At 62.6% G+C, this 20,074-nt stretch carries 17 protein-coding genes; 8 read left to right on the forward strand and 9 right to left on the reverse strand.

What is annotated here, in order from left to right; translation table 11 throughout:
• Nucleotides 1-14 precede the first annotated feature (14 nt).
• Both NKI31_RS00420 and NKI31_RS00425 read right to left on the reverse strand, forming a co-directional pair.
• Nucleotides 15-833: an ABC transporter ATP-binding protein gene (locus tag NKI31_RS00420; RefSeq protein ID WP_023694175.1), complete on the reverse strand. Its 819-nt coding sequence runs from the start codon at nt 831-833 to the stop codon at nt 15-17.
• Nucleotide 834: 1 nt separating this feature from the next.
• Complete coding sequence (locus NKI31_RS00425) at nt 835-2,022, reverse strand: MlaE family ABC transporter permease (protein ID WP_023708615.1); 1,188 nt, start codon at nt 2,020-2,022, stop codon at nt 835-837.
• A 77-nt stretch (nt 2,023-2,099) separates the two neighbouring features.
• On the opposite strand from NKI31_RS00425, the gene dgcA reads away from it, so the two are divergent.
• Nucleotides 2,100-3,083 (forward strand): N-acetyl-D-Glu racemase DgcA, encoded by a 984-nt coding sequence (gene dgcA / locus NKI31_RS00430; RefSeq protein ID WP_023694173.1) that lies wholly within the window; start codon nt 2,100-2,102, stop codon nt 3,081-3,083.
• On the opposite strand, the gene NKI31_RS00435 is transcribed toward dgcA, so the two are convergent.
• Both NKI31_RS00435 and NKI31_RS00440 read right to left on the reverse strand, forming a co-directional pair.
• Entirely contained in the window at nt 3,054-4,268 is a 1,215-nt protein-coding gene (locus tag NKI31_RS00435; protein WP_352650000.1) for an MFS transporter, read from the reverse strand. The two genes, dgcA and NKI31_RS00435, sit on opposite strands and share 30 nt — an antisense overlap.
• A gap of 104 nt (nt 4,269-4,372) precedes the next feature.
• On the reverse strand, nt 4,373-5,188 hold the full coding sequence (locus tag NKI31_RS00440) for a UDP-2,3-diacylglucosamine diphosphatase (protein ID WP_352650002.1): 816 nt from the start codon (nt 5,186-5,188) through the stop codon (nt 4,373-4,375).
• 120 nt (nt 5,189-5,308) lie between these two features.
• Between NKI31_RS00440 and NKI31_RS00445 the strand changes: the two genes are divergently transcribed.
• Nucleotides 5,309-6,088, forward strand: a complete 780-nt coding sequence (locus tag NKI31_RS00445) for an SDR family oxidoreductase (RefSeq protein WP_023694170.1) — start codon at nt 5,309-5,311, stop codon at nt 6,086-6,088.
• Nucleotides 6,089-6,247: 159 nt separating this feature from the next.
• Nucleotides 6,248-8,572: an NADP-dependent malic enzyme gene (locus tag NKI31_RS00450; protein WP_352650005.1), complete on the forward strand. Its 2,325-nt coding sequence runs from the start codon at nt 6,248-6,250 to the stop codon at nt 8,570-8,572.
• A gap of 5 nt (nt 8,573-8,577) precedes the next feature.
• Here NKI31_RS00450 and NKI31_RS00455 read toward each other — a convergent pair whose 3' ends face one another.
• A complete protein-coding gene (locus tag NKI31_RS00455; protein WP_352650007.1) occupies nt 8,578-9,198 on the reverse strand; it encodes a DUF1287 domain-containing protein in 621 nt (206 codons plus the stop codon).
• Between the two features lie 199 nt (nt 9,199-9,397).
• Here NKI31_RS00455 and NKI31_RS00460 point away from each other — a divergent pair, with 199 nt between their 5' ends.
• Nucleotides 9,398-10,594 (forward strand): DUF2865 domain-containing protein, encoded by a 1,197-nt coding sequence (locus NKI31_RS00460; RefSeq protein ID WP_352650009.1) that lies wholly within the window; start codon nt 9,398-9,400, stop codon nt 10,592-10,594.
• On the opposite strand, the gene gltX is transcribed toward NKI31_RS00460, so the two are convergent.
• Nucleotides 10,512-11,885, reverse strand: coding sequence for a glutamate--tRNA ligase (gene gltX / locus NKI31_RS00465; protein WP_023690149.1), 1,374 nt, complete (start codon nt 11,883-11,885; stop codon nt 10,512-10,514). The two genes, NKI31_RS00460 and gltX, sit on opposite strands and share 83 nt — an antisense overlap.
• A gap of 733 nt (nt 11,886-12,618) precedes the next feature.
• Between gltX and NKI31_RS00470 the strand changes: the two genes are divergently transcribed.
• The 3 genes from NKI31_RS00470 to NKI31_RS00480 are packed head-to-tail and all read left to right on the forward strand — an operon-like array spanning nt 12,619 to nt 16,801.
• Nucleotides 12,619-16,383: a vitamin B12-dependent ribonucleotide reductase gene (locus NKI31_RS00470; protein ID WP_352650012.1), complete on the forward strand. Its 3,765-nt coding sequence runs from the start codon at nt 12,619-12,621 to the stop codon at nt 16,381-16,383.
• Nucleotides 16,384-16,389: 6 nt separating this feature from the next.
• On the forward strand, nt 16,390-16,590 hold the full coding sequence (locus tag NKI31_RS00475; RefSeq protein WP_023669047.1) for a type II toxin-antitoxin system HicA family toxin: 201 nt from the start codon (nt 16,390-16,392) through the stop codon (nt 16,588-16,590).
• Between the two features lie 4 nt (nt 16,591-16,594).
• Nucleotides 16,595-16,801, forward strand: coding sequence for a type II toxin-antitoxin system HicB family antitoxin (locus tag NKI31_RS00480; protein ID WP_023669048.1), 207 nt, complete (start codon nt 16,595-16,597; stop codon nt 16,799-16,801).
• Between the two features lie 23 nt (nt 16,802-16,824).
• Here NKI31_RS00480 and NKI31_RS00485 read toward each other — a convergent pair whose 3' ends face one another.
• The 3 genes from NKI31_RS00485 to NKI31_RS00495 are packed head-to-tail and all read right to left on the reverse strand — an operon-like array spanning nt 16,825 to nt 18,956.
• Nucleotides 16,825-17,430 carry a hypothetical protein gene (locus NKI31_RS00485; protein WP_352650014.1) on the reverse strand — a complete coding sequence of 202 codons (606 nt, stop codon included), beginning with the start codon at nt 17,428-17,430 and terminating at the stop codon, nt 16,825-16,827.
• Nucleotides 17,431-17,434: 4 nt separating this feature from the next.
• On the reverse strand, nt 17,435-17,971 hold the full coding sequence (locus NKI31_RS00490) for a hypothetical protein (protein WP_245261341.1): 537 nt from the start codon (nt 17,969-17,971) through the stop codon (nt 17,435-17,437).
• A gap of 13 nt (nt 17,972-17,984) precedes the next feature.
• Nucleotides 17,985-18,956, reverse strand: coding sequence for a DUF3592 domain-containing protein (locus tag NKI31_RS00495; protein ID WP_352535374.1), 972 nt, complete (start codon nt 18,954-18,956; stop codon nt 17,985-17,987).
• 163 nt (nt 18,957-19,119) lie between these two features.
• Between NKI31_RS00495 and NKI31_RS00500 the strand changes: the two genes are divergently transcribed.
• Complete coding sequence (locus tag NKI31_RS00500; RefSeq protein WP_023826152.1) at nt 19,120-20,061, forward strand: phosphoribosylaminoimidazolesuccinocarboxamide synthase; 942 nt, start codon at nt 19,120-19,122, stop codon at nt 20,059-20,061.
• Nucleotides 20,062-20,074: the final 13 nt, after the last annotated feature.

Raw genomic sequence — 20,074 nt, forward strand, 5'->3', positions numbered from 1 at the left:
TGCCCCACTTATGTCTATGCGCGCGCGGCAAGATCAAGTTGCCGAGCGCGTTTTCCGCGGAAATAGGATTTGACCCACGGTTCTTCGCTTTTCAGCATGTCGTCGATCGTGCCTTCGACCAGGATTTTCTTGTTGCCGAGCACCGCCACGCGGTCGCAAGCGGTAAACAGCGTGTCGAGATCGTGCGTCACCATATAGACCGTCAGATCCATCGTATCGCGCAACTTCACCACCAATTCGTCGAATTCGGACGCGCTGATCGGGTCGAGGCCGGACGTCGGCTCGTCGAGGAAGACGATGTCGGGGTCGAGCGCCAGCGCCCGCGCCAGTGCGGCGCGCTTGATCATGCCGCCCGAAAGCTCCGAGGGAAATTTTTGCGCGGCGTCCGGCGGCAGGCCGACCAGTTCGATCTTGAGCAAGGCCAGCTCGTCCATCAGTTTCTTCGGCAGATCGAGATATTCGCGCATCGGCACCTGCACGTTTTCCTGCACGGTCAACGCCGAAAACAGGGCGCCGTGCTGGAAAAGCACGCCAAGGCGCATGTCGATGCGCAACCGTTCGATGTCGCTGGCCTTTTCGAGGTCGAGGCCAAACAGCTTGATCGTGCCGGACTGCTTGTGCAGCAGGCCGAGAATCGTGCGCAGCAGCACCGATTTGCCGGCGCCCGAGGCGCCGACGAAACCGAGGATTTCGCCGCGCTTGATGTCGAGCGCCAGTTTATCGAGGATCAGCTTGTCGTCCAGGGCAACGGTGATGTCGCGCACCGACAGCACGATATCGCTTTCGCCCGTTCCCTGCATAGCCTTGGTCGCCTTTGAGTTTCTGCGCATCATGTCAGAACTCGATCGATGCGTAGAAGATGGCAAAAAGGCCATCGAGGATGATGACAACGAAGATCGATTTCACAACCGAGGCGGTGACGTGCAGACCCAGCGATTCGGCGCTGCCGCCGACCTTCATGCCTTCTACGGAAGCAATGGTGCCGATGATCATGGCCATGAACGGCGCCTTGATCAGCCCGGCGAAGATGGTGCTGATATCGATCGCGCCGCGCAGCCGGTCGATGAAGGCCGTCGGCGCAATACCGGAATAAAGCCAGGCGGCTAGGATGCCGCCGCCAAGAGCGGCAAAATTGGCGACGATGGTGAGACAGGGCAGCGCGATCACCAGCGCCACCAGGCGCGGAAACACCAGCACGCCGATCGGGTTGAGGCCGATGACCTTCAGCGCGTCGACCTCCTCGCGCATCTTCATCGAGCCGATCTCGGCGGTGATGGCGCTGCCGGAGCGGCCGGCGATCATGATGGCGGTCATCAGCACGCCGAGTTCGCGCAGGATCAGCACGCCGACCAGATCGACAACGAAAATGTTGGCGCCGAAATAATTGAGCTGGTAGGCGCCCTGCTGGGCGACGATGGCGCCGACGATCGCCGACATCAGCACCACCACGGGGATGGCGCCGACCCCCATGCGATCGATCTGGTTGAAGATCGCCGCCGGATTGATGGCATGGCCGCGCCCGAGCTTCATCTGGGCGCCGCCGATGGTGGCGCCGAGGATGTTCATCGAGGCGAGGAAGTCGTCGCGCATCTCATAGATGCGGCGGCCGACCGCCTCCAGCCCGCGGAGGATGATGTTGGGGCGCCGGACGCCGCGCGATTCGGGCTCGCGCCGGACAGCTTCGCCAACGGCGCCGAGCAGGATCGAGGCGACATCGCTTTGCCCCTGCATCTTGATCTCGACACCCTTCTTTTCGAAGACACTGACCAGGCGATCGATCAGCCAGGCGCCGGCGGTGTCCATCTTCTCGATGTGGGAAAGATCCAAAGCGAGCGTCTGGAAGCCTTTGCGCTGCTCGATCTTGCGCATCTCGGCGTCGATCAGCGCCACTGTCGTCGTCGTCCAGATGCCGGAGAAAGCGCAGCCGAGGACGCCGCCCTCCTCGCCGACCGCAACGCGGGGCTGGTGGTCGGCCTCCTTGGCGGCGTTGCCGCTTGCGTCGCGTTTGCCGATGGTCAACATGGCGTCCTGTTTAGCCTGACGGGTCGTACCTGTCGATTTGCCGACGACGCGTTGTCGCATAGCCGGAGCAGAAAATTATGGCGCGTGTCATTTCGGTTGAGGCCGAGCGTTTTCCCATTGCCGGCACCTTCACCATCTCGCGCGGGTCGAAGACCGAAGCCGAAGTCATTACCTGCACGATCAGCGATGGGGACAATCGCGGATGGGGCGAATGCGTCCCCTACAAGCGCTATGGCGAGACCATGGAGGGGGTGCGCGACGCCACCGAGGCCATGCGCCGGCAGATAGAAGGCGGCATCAGCCGCAAGGACCTGCTCGATGCGATGCCGGCGGGTGCTGCCCGCAACGCCATCGATTGCGCCTTGTGGGACCTGGAGGCGAAGATCAGCGGCGTTGCGGTCGCAGACGCCATCCACGCTGTGCCCTTGTCGGCGCTGGTGACGGCCTACACGCTGTCGCTGGGCGAGCCGGAGGCGATGGCGGCGCAAGCCCGCGCCAATGCCGGACGGCCGCTGCTCAAGGTCAAGATCGGCGGCGACAACGACTTGGCCCGCATCCGCGCCGTGACCGAAGCGGCGCCCGACAGCCGCATCATCCTCGACGCCAATGAAGGCTGGACCGATGCCAACATCATCGAGAATCTCGCTTTCGCCGCCGAACATGGGATAGCCCTGATCGAACAGCCGCTTCCCGCTGGCCATGATGCCATCCTGCGCCACATCGCGCATCCGGTGCCGATCTGCGCAGACGAAAGCCTCCACGAGGCGAAGGACCTCGAAGCGCTTGTCGGCCTCTATGACGCCGTCAACATCAAGCTCGACAAATCCGGCGGCCTGACCGCCGCCCTTACCCTTCGCGACCGCGCCCGGGAGCTGGGATTCGGCGTGATGGTCGGCTGCATGGTCGGCACGTCGCTGGCGATGGCGCCGGCAGTGCTTTTGGCGCAAGGCGCCGACTTCGTCGACCTCGACGGTCCGCTGCTGCTTGCCCGCGACCGCCAGCCCGGCCTCGTGTACCAGGGGTCGCTGGTGTTACCGCCTGACAGGATGCTGTGGGGCTGAACGCGCGGCGAGCCCGATCAGCGCCAGGCCGATGATGGCGATCGGGATCATCGCCAGGAAGCCGTCGACGCCGTAGCGCTCATAAAGCGGGCCGGACGCCAGCGTCACCGCCGCCATGAAGAAGCCGTTGAAGAAATAGGCAATGCCTTGCGCCGCACCCGTGCGTTCTTCCGAAACCGTTTCGCCGATCATCTTCTGCAGGCCGATCAACACCATCGCCACCGACACCGAATGCAGGGTCTGGACGCCGAAGAAACCGGCAACGCCAAGCCCGAGTGGCCAGATCAACGGAAAGGCGATCCAGCGCACGATGGAGCCGACGCCGGCGATCAGCATCACCTTGACGACTGAGACGGAGGCAAAAATACGGTTGAAAAACACGAACATGCAGACCTCGGCCACCACGCCCCAGGCCCACAGCAGGCCAACGACGGAATCGCTTATGCCGACCGATTTCCAGTAGATTGAGACAAAGCCGTAGAGGAAGGCATGGCTGGCGGTGATGATGCCGACGCCGAGGGTGAAATACAGGAAATACGGATTGAGAAGGCTCGGCGCCTGATGCTGGATGTCGGCGGCAGATAGCGGCGAAGCCCGGCGCGGGCGGCCAAGCCGCGGCGCCAGCAATCCGGCGACGAGCGCGGCAGACAATGCCGCAAAGATGATTACCGGCACGGCCTGCGGGCTCGTCCAGGCGAGGATAAATCCGCCTGCGACATTGGCGCAGAGATAGGATATCGAGCCCCATTTGCGCATCGCGGTGTAGTTCGAGCCAAAGCGGCGCACACCCGACAGCGCGAGCGAATCGGCGATCGGCGAATGCGGCGTCCACACCACCGTCAGCGCCAGCGATACGGCAAGCACCATGGCGTAGGTCGGGTTGAGGAAATAGCCGGCGGAAAGCACCATCGTCGCGGCCACCAGCGCAATATAGACATCCGCCCTGTCCTTCGCCCGGTCGGCCAGCGCGGTCAGCAGGGGTGTTGTCACCACGCGCAGGAACATCGGCGCCGCCAGGATGATGGCGATCTGCTCGGCGTGGAAACCCTGGGCATGCAGCCACAGCGGGAAATAAGGCACATGCGTTCCCAGCGACACGAATAATGTCGCGAAGATCAGACTCATGCGCAGTTCGAAATGGTGCGGCTTGACGAGTTGTTCGGGCGAGAGCGGCGGCAGCGACATGAATCGATCCAATTACGCTGCACAAAAGGCTGCAACGCAGATCGATCCCTTAACATGCGCGAAAGCGGTCCGAAACTGCCTGGACCAGTCGATCAACAGGAGGGTTATGCCGCTTCGACGACCCTGTCTTCGATGAGCAGCGGGATGAACGGCTCGTCCGGTGCTTCGGGCAGCACCAGCGCCCAGTGGATGATCTCCATCTTGCCGTCGAAATGTTCGACCACCGCCGTGCAGCTCTCCACCCAGTCGCCGGTGTTGATGTACTGCACATCCTCATAAGTCTCGATCGCGGCGTGATGGATGTGGCCGCAGATGACGCCGTCGACATGCGAGCGGCGGGCCTCCTCAGTCAGCACGGTCTGGAACGAGCCGATGAAGTTGACCGCCTTCTTGACCTTGACCTTGGCCCAGGACGAGAACGACCAGTAGGGAAGCCCAAGCAGGTGGCGCAGCCTCGTCACCGCGCGGTTGACCAGCATCGCCGCGTCATAGGCGTAGTCGCCGAGATAGGCCAGCCAGCGTGCATTGTGGACGACGGTGTCGAACTGGTCGCCGTGGATGACCAGCAGGCGCCTGCCATCGGCGGTTTCGTGGACGGCGCGGTCGGCAACGACGATGCCGCCGAAATGCACGCCTTGGAACTGGCGCGCGAATTCGTCGTGATTGCCGGCGATATAGGTGATCGAGGTGCCCTTGCGCGCCTTGCGCAGCAGTTTCTGGACGACGTCATTGTGGCTCTGCGGCCAATGCCAGCTGCGCCGCAGACGCCAGCCGTCGACGATGTCTCCGACGAGATAGATGATATCGGCGTCGTGATACCGCAGGAAATCGATCAGGAACTCGGCCTTGGCCGCCTTCGATCCGAGATGCAGGTCGGATATGAACATGCTGCGGAAAGTGCGGGTTTCTGTACCGGACATCAGATCGTCACCGTTGCTTTCGCGCAGGCTATGCCCCGATTCATGCAACAACCGTATGACGGTTGCGATTGGGCCAGCCAAAGGGCTAGCGTGCCGCGCCATTCACAGGAGAAAATCGTCATGGATCTTGGCATCAAGGGCAAGAAGGCCATCGTCTGCGCATCGAGCAAAGGGCTTGGCCGCGGCTGCGCCACGGCGCTGGCCGAGGCCGGCTGCGATCTCGTTGTCAACGGCCGCAATGCCGAGTTGCTGGCAAAAACCGCAGCCGAACTGCGCGAACGCTACGGCGTGAAGGTGACCGAGATCGTCGGCGACGTCTCGAAACCCGACGTGCAGCACGCGCTCCTTGCCGCCTGCCCCGACCCGGATATCCTGGTCAACAACAATGGCGGCCCGCCCTTGCGCGATTTCCGCGAACTCGACCGCGCAAAGATCCTCGAAGGCGTGACGCAGAACATGGTGACGCCGATCGAACTGGTGCAGGCCGTCATCGACGGCATGGCCAAGCGCGGCTTCGGCCGCATCGTCAACATCACCTCGCTGTCGGTCTACGTCCCGATTCCCGGCCTCGATCTGTCGTCCGGCGCGCGAGCCGGGCTGACTTCGTTCCTCGCCGGCGTGGCACGAACGGTGATCGACCGCAACGTCACCATCAACAGCCTGCTGCCGGGCAAGCTCGACACCGACCGGCTGCGCGGCCCGCATGAGGCCGGCACGATGGAAGACCCGGCAGCGGCCGCAGCGCGCAAGACCCGCATCAGCGCCGACGTTCCGGCCAAGCGGCTCGGCACGCCGGAAGAGTTCGGCCAGATCTGCGCCTTTCTGTGCTCGGTCCATGCCGGCTATCTCACCGGTCAGAACATCCCGGTCGATGGCGGCCTCTATGTCAGCGCGTTCTAAAGGGCTCGATGGATAATCGGCAGCATTTCAGCGCAATTGTTTGAAATAGTTCGATATCTCCGGCCCCGGTTGTTTTAGCCGCCCTTGCGTCATTTGGCGTCGCGAAAAACCATTTTTGCGTGCTAAAAGGCTGCAAAGCAGGTTTGAGGGAGCGGCCGCATGGAAGGCGAGAACAAGAAAACGGCACGTTCGGACCTCGACGAAGCCGCCCTCTACTTCCACAAGCATCCAAGGCCGGGAAAGCTCGAGATTCAGGCAACCAAGCCGCTCGGCAACCAGCGCGATCTGGCGCTGGCCTATTCGCCGGGTGTTGCCGCGCCCTGCCTCGAAATCCGCGACAATCCGGCAACCGCCGCCGACTATACAGCGCGCGCCAATCTGATCGGCGTCGTCTCCAACGGCTCGGCCGTGCTCGGGCTCGGCAATATCGGCCCGCTCGCCTCCAAGCCGGTGATGGAAGGCAAGGCGGTGCTGTTCAAGAAATTCGCCGGCATCGACGTCTTCGACATCGAGATCGACGCGCCGGGCATAGAGCGCATGGTCGAGACGATCTCGGCGCTGGAGCCGACTTTCGGCGGCATCAATCTCGAGGACATCAAGGCGCCCGAATGCTTCGAGGTGGAGGCGCAGTTGAAGGCCCGCATGGGCATTCCCGTCTTCCATGACGACCAGCATGGCACCGCCATCATCGTCGCCGCCGCCGTGCTCAACGGGCTGGAATTCGCCGGCAAGACCATTTCCGACATCAAGATCGTCACCTCAGGCGCCGGTGCGGCAGCGCTCGCCTGCCTCAACCTGTTGGTCTCGCTTGGCGCCAAGGTAGAGAATATCTGGGTCACCGACCGCTTCGGCGTCGCCTACAAGGGCCGCACCGACGAGATGGATCGCTGGAAAGACCCCTACGTGAAGGACACCGAGGCGCGCACGCTGGCCGATGTGATCCCTGGCGCCGACGTTTTTCTCGGCCTGTCGGCCGCCGGCGTGCTGAAGCCGGAATTGCTTGATCATATGGCGCCTAAGCCGTTGATCCTGGCGCTGGCCAACCCCAATCCCGAGATCATGCCGGAGGTCGCGCGCGCCGCCCGTCCCGACGCGATGATCTGCACCGGCCGTTCCGATTTTCCCAATCAGGTCAACAACGTGCTTTGTTTTCCTTACATCTTCCGCGGTGCGCTGGACTGCGGCGCCAGCGCCATCAACGAGGAGATGAAGATGGCCGCGGTCCGGGCGATTGCTGCCCTTGCCCGCGAGGAACCATCCGACGTCGCCGCCCGTGCCTATTCCGGCGAGACGCCGATCTTCGGACCCGACTTCCTGATCCCCTCGCCCTTCGACCCCCGCCTGATCCTGCGCATCGCGCCGGCGGTGGCCAAGGCTGCCTGCGACACCGGCGTCGCGACAAGGCCGATCACCGACTTCGCCGCCTATATCGACCAGCTCAACCGCTTCGTCTTCCGCTCCGGCCTGGTGATGAAGCCGGTGTTTTCGTCGGCCAAGGCGTCGACCGCCAAGCGCGTCATCTATGCCGACGGCGAGGATGAGCGCGTGTTGCGCGCAGCCCAGGTGGTGCTGGAGGAAGGCATTGCCGAGCCGATCCTGATCGGCCGCCCGCATGTCATCGAGGTCAGGCTGAAGCGCTACGGCCTGCGTATCAAGCCGGGCGTCGATTTCGGCCTGATCAACCCTGAGGACGATCCGCGCTACCGCCATTATGTCGACCTGTTGATCGAGCTTGCCGGCCGGCGCGGCGTGACGACGGAGGCCGCGCGCACCATGGTGCGCACCGACAATACGGTGATTGCGGCACTGGCGCTGAAGCGCGGCGATGCCGACGCCATGATCTGCGGCCTCGAGGGCCGTTTCGAGCGGCATCTGCGCAATGTGACGCTGGTCATCGGACCACGCGCAGGCGTCAAGGACCGCGACCTGTCGACGCTGTCGATGCTGATCTCGCAACGCGGCATCATCTTCCTCACCGACACCCATGTCTCGGTCGACCCGACGGCCGAGGAGATCGCCGAAATGACCATTCTGGCGGCCGAGGAAATCCAGCGCTTCGGCATCGAGCCGAAGGCGGCGCTGCTGTCGCATTCGGATTTCGGCTCGCGCGATTCTCCCAGCGCGCTGAAGATGCGGCAGGCGGCGGCGATCCTGGCGCGCGTTGCGCCCGACCTGCAATGCGACGGCGAGATGCATGCCGATTCAGCCCTATCGGAGCATCTGCGCCAGCGCGTCTATCCGCATTCGCGGCTGAAGGGCGAAGCCAATCTCCTGGTGTTCCCCAACCTCGACTCCGCCAACATCACGCTGACCGCGCTGCGCACGATGATGGACGCGCTGCATGTCGGTCCGATCCTGCTTGGCACCGACAAGCCGGCGCATATTTTAACGCCGTCGGTGACGTCGCGCGGCGTCGTCAATATGACGGCGCTGGCGGTGGTCGAGGCGGCGCACAAGGCGCAGGCGGTGGTTCATTTCGGCTGAGTTTCTCACGCAGGCGCGAAGCGGTAATGCCCGGTCTGCTTGAAGGCGAACAGCGTGTCCTCCTCGCGGGCGCCCGACCCGATATTGTGGATGACCAGCGCTCGTTCCGGCACGTCCGCCGAGCGTTCGGATGAGACGATGACGATGTGCGGCAGGTTGCCGTGCAGCATCTGGGTGACGATATCGCCCGGCTGAAAGTCGGGAGGATACTCGCTGGCGGGCAAGGAAACTCCGTTGCGCCCGAAAAATGCGGCAAGATTGCCGACCCGTCGGTGGTCGATGTTTCGATCGGTCGCTTTCAGACCCCAGGTCTTGGGATAGGCGGCGAAATTGGCCGCCATATCCTCATGCACCAGCTTCTGCAGGTCGAGCTCGAAGGCGCGGCGATAGGCGCGCACGATGACGTCCGTGCACACGCCTCGATCCGGCGCGACATCGCCGCCGGGATAGTCGAGGCGGACATAGGCCGGGTCGTAGAAGGTGGTGACGCCAATCTGCTCACGCGCGGCTTCGACCAATTTGCTGCGCCAGTCCGGAGCGGCTGGATTTCCCTGCGCCCGGGCGGCGGGCGCCGCCAGGCACAACAGACCGAACTGCAGCGCAGTTCGGCGGCTAATCGCGATCATGCCAGCTCCCGGGGCATTGCTGGATCGTGGGATATTCCGGGGCGATTGCGCCTTTTTCATGCAGCGGTGAGACCGCACAGTTGCCGCTATCCAAACCCCTCCTGCAACGCGTCTATGGGCTAAGACCATCTTTGGTTGTAGATTGAGGGAACGGTTAACCGCGAATCCGGTAGACAGGCAGGCAAGCGGGGTTCGGGCAATGACGGGCGGACGATGGAGGCTGAAGCATCTGGCTGCGCTGCTCGGCGCGCTTGTGCTTTCGGCCGTCGCCACCACTGAACCGCAGGCCGCCTCCCGCGTTTGCCGTCAACTGGAAGCCGAGCTTGCTTCTTCATCGAATGGCGGCGGCAATTCCAGCATGGTGCGGAAGTATGACAAGGCCATCTCCCGCCAGTTCGAACAGCTATCAAAGGTGCGCGGTCGTGCGAGCGATGCGAATTGCGGGTTTTCGCTGTTTTCGCGCAATGTCAGCCAATGTGCTGCGCTGAACAACAGCATCGATCGCATGAACGCCAATCTCGATGCGTTGCAAGCCAAGCGCGCGCAGCTTGCCGGCGGCGGCTTGCGGCGCGACCGCGGCCGCATCCTGGCCGCGCTCGACGCCAATGGCTGCCGTGACGAGCCCGCGCCGCGCCGGGAGCCGCTGCAGGAAGCCAGCCGCGAACCCGACGACGGCAATCTGTTCGACCAGCTTTTCGGCGGCAACCGGCAGATCGACACGCTCGATCAGCCCGATGATCCCGGCGAGGAGCGCAATGTGCGCCGGGTGCTCAATCAGCCCGGCGTGCCGGATTTCCCGACGGTCGGCGGCGAGTTCCATACGAGCTGCGTGCGCACCTGCGACGGCTATTTCTTCCCGATGTCGAACTCGGCTTCGCTCGGCGATTTCGAGCGCGACCAGAAGAATTGCGAATCGAGCTGCCCCGGCACCGAAATGCAGGTGTTCTATTCGCGCGGCATGGAAGACGATTCGGCCAACATGACGTCGTCGGTGACCGGCAGGCCCTACAGCGAGTTGCCGACCGCCTATCTCTACAAACAGCCCAACATGTCGCGGCCGCTGGCTTGTGGCTGCAATGCGCAGGCCGGAAATTTCGAGATCATCGGCGGCAACCCGCCACCGCCCGAGCAATCGCAGCCTGATACCGAGACAACGCCATTCATTCCGGTGCCGGCGGCCAAACCCGATCCGGGCGCGGATCCGGAGACGCTGGCCAATATGCAGGGCGGGCTCGACCGCGCTGCCATCAAGCGCCTTGCCGTCAAACCGGTGGTGTCGCCAGTGTCGCTGATCCCGCCGGACCAGCGCAAGGTCAGGGTCGTCGGGCCAACGTTCCTTCCCGACCCAGCAGCGGCAATAGATCTGCAAGCTCCGGCCCGGAAGCAAGTCCGGTAAGCGCCAGTCTCAGCGGCATGAACAGCGCCTTGCCCTTGCGGCCGCTGGCTTCCCTGATCCTGGCCGTCCAGTCTTTCCAGACCGTACCGGTCCACGGCTCTTCCGGCAACAGGTCGAAGGCCTGCTGCAGGAAGTCGCGATCCTCGTCGGAAAATTCCGGCGCGGGCTGCGGGCCGTCGGCAAGGATGCGCCACCAGCCGACCGCGTCGCTCAGCCGGTCGAGATTGCCGCGCACCGCCAGCCAGAACGGCTCGGCCTTGTCGCCGGAGATGCCGAGCACGATCAGCCGATCCCGCGCCTCGGAAAACGGCATGTGGTGCATGAGCGCACGATTGAGCACGAACAGCTCGTCCGGGTCGAATTTGGCCGCCGATTTCGACGTGGCGGCGGGATCGAAGCGCGCGGCCAGTGCCGGCATGTCATGCACCGCCGCGACATTTTCCGAGGTGCCGACAAGGACGGCCAGCGAAGCCACAGCCATCGGTTCGATGCCCTCCTCGCGCAGGCTTTCGATCGACAGCGCACCGCTGCGCTTCGACAGGCCCTCGCCCGAGGCCGTGGTCAAGAGATTGTGGTGGCCGAAGACAGGCGGCTCGGCGCCCAATGCCTTGAACAGCGCGATCTGCACGCCGGTGTTGGTGACGTGGTCGTCGCCGCGGATAACATGACTGACCCCCATCTCGATATCGTCGACGACCGAAGGCAGCGTGTAGAGATAAGTGCCGTCCTCGCGCCGCAGCACCGGATCGGACAGTGAGGCCAGATCGACGGTTTCCTCGCCGCGCACCAGATCGTTCCAGTGGATTTCGGTGCGTTCGGGCTGCAGCGGATCGCTGCTGAAATTCGGCAGCAGAAAGCGCCAGTGCGGCCGGCGGCCATCGGAGCGGTATTCGGCGATCTGCTGCTGCGAAAGCGCCAGCGCCTCGCGGCCATAGACCGGCGGCAGGCCGCGCGTGCGGCGCACCTTGCGGCGCAGGTCGAGTTCTTCGGGGGTCTCGTAGCAGGGATAGACAACGCCGGCTCTCTGCAGCCGCTCCACCGCCGCGTCGTAAGTTTCGAAGCGCCGCGACTGGTATTCGGTGGCGTCGGGAAAAATCCCCAGCCAGTGCAGGTCGTAGAGGATGGCGTCGGAAAATTCCTGCCTCGAGCGGGCAATGTCTGTGTCGTCGAAGCGCTGGATGAAACGGCCCTTGTTGTTCATGGCAAACAGCCAGTTGAACAAGGCGGTGCGGGCATTGCCGATATGAATGCGGCCGGTTGGTGAGGGGGCAAAACGGACGGTAACTGTCATGGGCGGGGCGTAACGGATGCTCTTGGAATTGACAAGACGCGCCCCCGCGCGACGCCAAAGACATAATGCACGCCAGCTAAAATGAAAAGGCTGTGAGCCAGAATCCGGCCGGGCCTGTCTCGGGTGAACCGCTCACCAGCGGTCCACGCCGGCAGAATCGGGCTTCCCTCAGCCGCTTTTTGTCCCCGTTATCCACATATGTGACACACAAGATGTTGGGGTCACAAAAGCTACGCAAACGAATCCTTGACGACGCAAACCGAGTCGCCTTTTATGTGCCATGTGCTCTTGTTGAGGGCGCGACCGGAGAGTTTCGAGCCCGGTCATTTTTCCCGGATTTTGTGCGTTTTGGCCATGATTTCCGCCTGTTTACGAGGCTGGCGGAAGCGTTGGATCGTGGGGGCTTCGGGAGCGAAAAGGGAGATTTGTCGGACTGGAATAAATTGTCTGTTAACACTATATTTAGTGTTTGCAGGCAGGTTCGACGCTAGATAGTGTGAATTTCCCTCGGTCGAGGGAATCGAGGAAAAATTCAGTTTTGAGGGACCCCGCAGGGTTCGGCGCAGAGTTGGAACAGCGGCTTCGTAAGAAGCTCGACCAGCAAGGCGACGAAGACTGCCACAAGGAGAGCCGGTGTTTTCGAACGCCGGCAGACGGCGGACATGCGCGTTTCGCATTGGGGGCAGAAATCCCCGGGGAAAAGCGCTATATATAGACAAAAGGGACCGGACCAATGCGCATCGAGCGTCGTTTCACCAAGCCAGGCCAATCAGCTTACGCGGAGATCGAATTCCGCAAGGCGCTTTCGGAGATCAAGAATCCGGACGGCTCGGTGGTGTTCCGCTTGGACAATATCGATGTGCCGGCGCAGTTCTCGCAGGTTGCCGCCGACATCCTGGCGCAGAAGTATTTCCGCAAGGCCGGCGTGCCCGCGCGCCTGAAGAAGGTCGAGGAGAACGACGTCCCCTCCTTCCTGTGGCGCTCCGTCGCCGACGAGGCCGAGCTTGCCAAGCTGCCGGAAGCCGAGCGCTACGGTTCCGAAATCGACGCCCGCCAGGTCTTCGACCGGCTGGCCGGCACCTGGACCTATTGGGGCTACAAGGGCGGCTACTTCAAGTCGGAAGAAGACGCGAGCGCCTTCCGCGACGAACTCGCCTATATGCTCGCCACCCAGCGCGTTGCGCCGAACTCGCCGCAATGGTTCAACACCGGCCTGCACTGGGCCTACGGCATCGATGGTCCGAGCCAGGGCCACTATTATGTCGACCCGTTTACCGGCAAGCTGACCAAGTCGAAGTCCTCCTACGAGCATCCGCAGCCGCATGCCTGTTTCATCCAGGGCGTGCAGGACGATCTCGTCAACGAAGGCGGCATCATGGACCTGTGGGTGCGCGAAGCGCGCCTGTTCAAATACGGCTCGGGCACCGGCTCCAATTTCTCCATGCTGCGCGGCGAAGGCGAAAAGCTGTCGGGCGGCGGCCGTTCGTCCGGCCTGATGAGCTTCCTCAAGATCGGCGACCGCGCGGCGGGCGCCATCAAGTCGGGCGGCACCACGCGTCGTGCAGCCAAGATGGTCATTGTCGACGCCGACCATCCCGATATCGAGGAATTCATCGACTGGAAAGTCAATGAAGAGCAGAAGGTGGCGTCGCTGGTCACCGGCTCCAAGATCGTGAAAAAACATCTCGAAGCGATCATGAAGGCCTGCATCAATTGCGAAGGCCATGATGACGACTGTTTCGACCCGGCGCTCAACTCCGCGCTGAAGCGCGAGATCAAGGCGGCCAAGAAGTCGGCCGTGCCCGAGAACTACATCTACCGCGTCATCCAGTTCGCCAAGCAGGGCTACACCTCGATGTCGTTCAAGACCTACGACACCGATTGGGATTCCGACGCCTACCTCACCGTCTCCGGCCAGAACTCCAACAATTCGGTGTCGCTGAAGGACAATTTCCTGCGCGCCGTCGAGGACGATGCCGACTGGCACCTGACCGCCCGCAAGGATGGCAAGGTGTTGAAGACGCTGAAGGCACGCGACCTCTGGGAAAAGATCGGCTACGCCGCCTGGGCTTCGGCCGATCCGGGCCTGCATTTCAACACGACGATGAACGACTGGCACACCTGCGCTTCGGCCGGTGCGATCCGGGCCTCGAACCCGTGCTCGGAATACATGTTCCTCGACGACACGGCCTGCAACCTGGCCTCGATCAACCTCCTGCCCTACCGCAATGCCGACGGCACCATCGACATCGCCGCCTACGAGCACACGGTGCGGCTGTGGACCGTCGTTCTGGAAATCTCGGTGATGATGGCGCAGTTCCCGTCGAAGGAGATCGCCAAGCAGTCGTACGAATACCGCACGCTTGGCCTCGGCTACGCCAATATTGGCGGCCTCTTGATGACGTCGGGCATTCCCTATGACTCCGACGAGGGCCGCGCCATCTGCGCCGCACTCACCGCCATCATGACCGGCATTGCCTATGCCACCTCGGCCGAGATGGCCGGCGAGCTCGGCGCCTTCGCCGATTACGACCGCAATGCGCAGAACATGCTGCGCGTCATGCGCAACCATCGCCGTGCCGCCTATGGCGAGAAACAGGGCTACGAGAAGCTCGCCGTCAATCCGGTGCCGCTGGTCGCGTCCGACCTGAAGCAGCAGGAATTGGCCACGCACGCCAAGGCTGCCTGGGACCGCGCCATCGAACTCGGCGAAGAGCATGGCTACCGCAATGCGCAGGCGACCGTGATTGCGCCGACCGGCACGATCGGCCTGGTTATGGATTGCGATACCACCGGCATCGAGCCCGACTTCGCGCTGGTGAAGTTCAAGAAGCTTGCCGGCGGCGGCTATTTCAAGATCATCAACCGCGCCGTGCCGGAAGCGCTGCGCACACTGGGTTACTCAGAAAGCCAGATCGCCGAGATCGAGGCCTATGCGGTCGGTCACGGCAACATGAACCAGGCGCCGGCGGTCAACCCCGGCTCGCTCAAGGCGAAGGGCTTCACCGACGACAAGATCGCGGCGCTCAATGCAGCACTGAAGTCGGCCTTCGACATCAAGTTCGTCTTCAACCAGTGGACGCTCGGCGCCGACTGGGTGAAGGAGACGTTCGGCTTCACCGATGAGCAGCTCAACGACTTCTCGTTCGAGATGCTGCCGGCGCTCGGCTTCTCCAGGAAGGACATCGAAGCCGCCAACATCCATGTCTGCGGTGCGATGACGCTGGAAGGCGCGCCCTTCCTCAAGGCCGAGCATCTCGCGGTGTTCGACTGCGCCAGCCCGTGCGGCAAGATCGGCAAGCGCTCGCTGTCCATCAACAGCCACATCCAGATGATGGCGGCGGCACAGCCTTTCATCTCCGGCGCCATCTCCAAGACCATCAACATGCCCAACGATGCGACGGTGGAAGACGCCAAGGGCGCCTACATGCTGTCGTGGAAGCTGGCGCTGAAGGCCAACGCGCTCTATCGCGACGGCTCGAAGCTGTCGCAGCCGCTCAATTCGTCGCTGCTCGCCGACAGCGAGGACGACGAGGACGATGCGGTCGAGCAGTTGATCGCGGCGCCCGCTTCACAGCGTGCCGTGCAGGTCACCGAGAAGATCGTCGAGCGCGTCATCGAACGCCTCTACCGCGATCGTGAAAAACTGCCGAATCGCCGCAAGGGCTACACCCAGAAGGCAGTCGTCGGCGGCCACAAGGTCTACCTGCGCACGGGCGAATTCGACGACGGCCGCATCGGCGAGATCTTCATCGACATGCACAAAGAAGGCGCCGCTTTCCGGGCGATGATGAACAACTTCGCCATCGCCATCTCGCTTGGCTTGCAATATGGCGTGCCGCTCGAGGAATTTGTCGAGGCCTTCACCTTCACCAAATTCGAGCCGGCCGGCATGGTGCAGGGCAACGACGCGATCAAGAATGCGACGTCGATCCTCGACTACGTGTTCCGCGAACTCGCCGTGTCCTACCTCGGCCGCCACGACCTCGCCCATGTCGACCAGTCGGATTTCGACAAGACGGCGCTCGGACGCGGTATCAACGAAGGCAAGGCGACGCCGTTCTCGAAGGGCCTTACCCGCGGCGCGTCACCAGTGAAGTTGGTGACGGGCTTAGGTGGCGACCCCAAGGGCTTTGCCGGATCACCCGCTGCGGCCCCTGCCCGTGTCACTCCAACTGCATTCTCGGGCTCCAACGTGCTAGCGCTGAAACCAGCAAGCGACGAAGCCATCGCCTACAAGCGCGACTATGAGGAGCGGGCCAAGGAATTGGTCGAAGACATCGTTTACGAAGAGGCAGCCGACCCAACCGGGCTGTTCACCGACGAAGCAGCGAAAGAAGCGGCCGAGGCAAAGGCACTTGCCTCTACGCGGCGTCAGCAATCATTGATGCAGGGCTATACCGGCAACGAATGCTCGGAATGCCACAACTTCACAATGGTGCGGAACGGAACCTGCGAGAAGTGCGATACTTGTGGATCGACGAGCGGGTGCAGCTGAGAACTCATGCCGCCTCGGCTTACAGTCCGCGAAGTCATTCGCCTGCTGGAGACCGACGGTTGGTATCTGGTTGCAACCAAGGGCAGCCATCGCCAATATAAGCACAAAACCAAAGCCGGCCGCGTCACCGTGGCCGGCAAACCGTCTGAAGAGGTTGCGCCAGGAACACTGAACAGCATCCTCAAGCAGTCCGGTTTGAAGGAGTGACTATATGCGTTACGCGGTGGTGATTGAAAAAGCAGGCAACAATTTCTCTGCCTATGTGCCGGACCTACCCGGCTGCATCGCAACTGGTGCTACCGTGCCAGAAGTAGAAATCGAAATTCGCGACGCTATACGCTTTCACATCGAGGGCTTGCGTGCCGATGGGCTGGAGGTGCCCAAAGGAATCAGTCTCGCGGAATATGTAGAGGCATAAGCGGTAGCCTTCAGGACAACATCCTATCCCGACACCCGCAGCGTCTGATCGTCGAACAGCGGCTCGTCCTGCCCCGCACGCACAAACAGCAGCTTGTGCCCCTCGCCCGCCGGCACCTCGAAGTACTGGATGCCGTCGGGCATTTCGCCCCAGTCGCCGCAGGGTGGTTCGGGAACGTCATCACTCACCACCGCTTTCAGCTCTTTGGCATAGGCAGCATCGGGGCTGAATGTGTAGCGTTTGACGCCGGTGGGCACGGTGCCCTCGGTGTAGGGCGTCAGCACGCAGCGGGCGCTGACTGATTTGTCGGTCTTTTCCAGCAACAGTCGCAGCACTGCGGCCTCTGCGGTTTCGCCGGATTGAATGTCGAACACCTCGACCAGCGGATCGGGCGTGCCGCCATCGCTGTATTTGATGGCGAGCGCATTGCCGGCGAACTCGAAATGGATCTGGCGGAAGCCGAAATCGCAGCGCTGCGCCCAAGCGGCCAGCCCAACCGTCTTGTCGGCCATTTTTTCCCAGACGCATTTGTCGATCGGCGGGCGCGACGGCGACGGCTCGTCCGCATATGCAGCGGCTGATATCGCCGCGGCGGCAAACAGCACGCAAATCCAGACAATCGGTCTCATGGCGCTATTCATCGCTGCATCCTGTCAATGTGAAGGCATCCCAGGCCGAGCCGTCCGGATTGGCATTGGCGAAATCGGCAAATTCGGTGAAGCCCGCGCCGAAATCGGGCAGCAACAGCCCTTTCGGCGCCGGTGTCGCTTCGCGTGAATTCAGCTGCTCGGCTCCGCCTCCGGTCAAGGCATAGACCTGGCCCATCCATATCCGGCACATCCCGCTGCCATCCTCCAGCCCCGCTTCGCGGTCGTCGTCGGTGCAGGCGTGGTGGATGGTGCCGAGCGGAAGCGAATTTTTGCCATTGGTCCAGGTGATGTCGGCCGGCAAGCGCGTGTCGGTGTTGGGCACGGTCACCGAAAACACTTCGGCCGCCAGTGCCGCCGGCTCATTGTTCAGCGGCCGGAATTGCATCACCGCGCCCGAACGCGGCTCGCGGTAGGTGGCATGGCTGAGCAGACATTCTTTTGCGCTCGCTGCCTGCACGGCGCCGAGCAGAGCCAGGGAAACGACAGCCAGCCTGCGGACGATCATTGGATGTCTTGTCATGAAAGTGGGCGCCTCAGATAAAACCGACCAGCCACGCCGCGCCGCCCAGAAACGCGGCCGAACAGACCCACAGCAGCCAAAGCCCGCGCACCCTGCATTCGAGCACTGCCGAGGCGGGGTTGGCCGGGTCGTAATGCACGTCGACCTTGCCGCCCTCGGCATAGCTGCGCCCTTGGCCGCTGACGAGGCCGGGCATTGAAGCGGTGACCGTGGCGCCGAAGGTGACGCGGTCTGAGGTGTAGTGCTGGCCTGCGACGCCGTAGCTGTACACGATGCGGGATTTGAAAACGGTGCTCCAGCGTCGGTGGCCGCTGTAGTTTCGTAGCGCCTGCAGACCGGAGGAATCGATGCGGCCGGGCGCGACCGGCCATTTTGCCGCCTGCTCGGCAAGCGACTTCTGGACGAAGGCCATGCGCAGGATCATCAGGCCCATGAACAGCAGCAGCGCTCCGGCGCCGAGGTTCTGCGGCTTGGGCAGGTGCGGCCGGATCGCCTCCAGCACGCCACCGAGCGAAAACACCAACACCACCGTGCCGATCACCAGCCAGGCCGAGAGCTTGACCATGAACTTGAAGGCGCCGTCCGGCAGGGTGCGTTCGATCACGGCCTTGCCCGGATCGGCCGGATTGTAGAAGACGGTCACTTCAGCGCCGGTGGGAAACTGCGCCAGGGTTTCGGTGACTTCGAAATTCCCCAGATTCTCCTTCACGCTGTAGCGCGAGCTTTGATATTTCTTTTTACCGACCTTGTATTCGAAGGTGATCGCCGGAAAATTGCGCATCTCGGTGGTGTCGCTGCTGTCCGAGCCGACGCCCGACCTTCTGACTTCACGCGCCTCGACGCGCGACGAGATGATCTTGCCCGGCGCCGGCAGCCAGTGGCTCATCGCCTGCACCTCGCGCCATTTGACGAAGGTGATGAACGACAGACCACCCGCGATCGCGCAGGCAAATCCGACAATCAGAAATTTGAGCTCTACGTCCACCGCGTCCCCCAGGAGTGCAGGAAGCTGCAAATAGATAGCACGGCGAAGGCAATGTCTTGATTATTCGCAAAGGACGAACCGCCCTTCCTCGGGTATCGAAGCCCCGCCAACTTTGTTAAGAGTCGCCCAAACTGTTAGGAGCCACGAGACCAGGATGACAGCACTGCGCGTTCTCTCGGATGCCTTCATTCCGGAACTCCCGAACCACTACAAAGGCAAGGTCCGCGAGAATTACGATCTGCCGGATGGCCGCCGCATCATCATCGCCACCGACCGGCTGAGCGCCTTCGATGTGATCCTGACCGCAATACCGCTCAAGGGAGAGCTGCTGACGCAGACGGCGCGCTACTGGTTCGAGGAAACGGCGGACATCTGCCAAAACCATGTGCTCGATTATCCCGACCCCAATGTCGTCGTCGGCACCAGGCTCGACATTCTGCCGGTGGAAATCGTCGTTCGCGACTATCTCGCCGGCACCACCAGCACTTCGGTGCTGACGAAATACAAGAACGGCGAACGCGATATGTACGGCATCCGCCTGCCGGACGGACTGCGCGACAATGAGAAGCTGCCGCAGGCCATCATCACGCCGACCAGCAAGGCGCTCGATGGCGGCCATGACGAGCCCTTGACGCGCGACGAGATCCTGACGCGCGGCCTGCTGTCGGAAGAGCAATGGGACACCGTCTCGCGCTATGCGCTGGCGCTGTTTGCGCGCGGCAAGGCGTTGGCCGCCAAGCGCGGCCTGATCCTGGTCGACACCAAATACGAGTTCGGCACGGACAAGGATGGCGCCATCGTCCTTGCCGATGAAATCCATACGCCCGATAGCAGCCGCTACTGGCTTGCGGCAAGCTATGAGGAGCGCTTCAAGGCAGGCGAGCGGCCGCAAAGCTTCGACAAGGACTTTATTCGCGCCTGGGTAACCGCGCGCTGCGATCCCTACAAGGACCGTATTCCGAAAATCCCCGCCGAACTCATCGAGCAGACGTCGCGTGTCTATACGCAGGCCTTTGAGACCATCACCGGCAAGACCTTCACCGCTGATAGATCGGGAAAGACGGTGCTGGACCGCATTCGCGAGAACCTGCGCCCTTATTTCTGACGGCGGCTGGCGG

This window comes from Mesorhizobium sp. M0659 (assembly GCF_040320605.1).
In the GTDB taxonomy this organism is placed as follows: Bacteria; Pseudomonadota; Alphaproteobacteria; order Rhizobiales; family Rhizobiaceae; genus Mesorhizobium.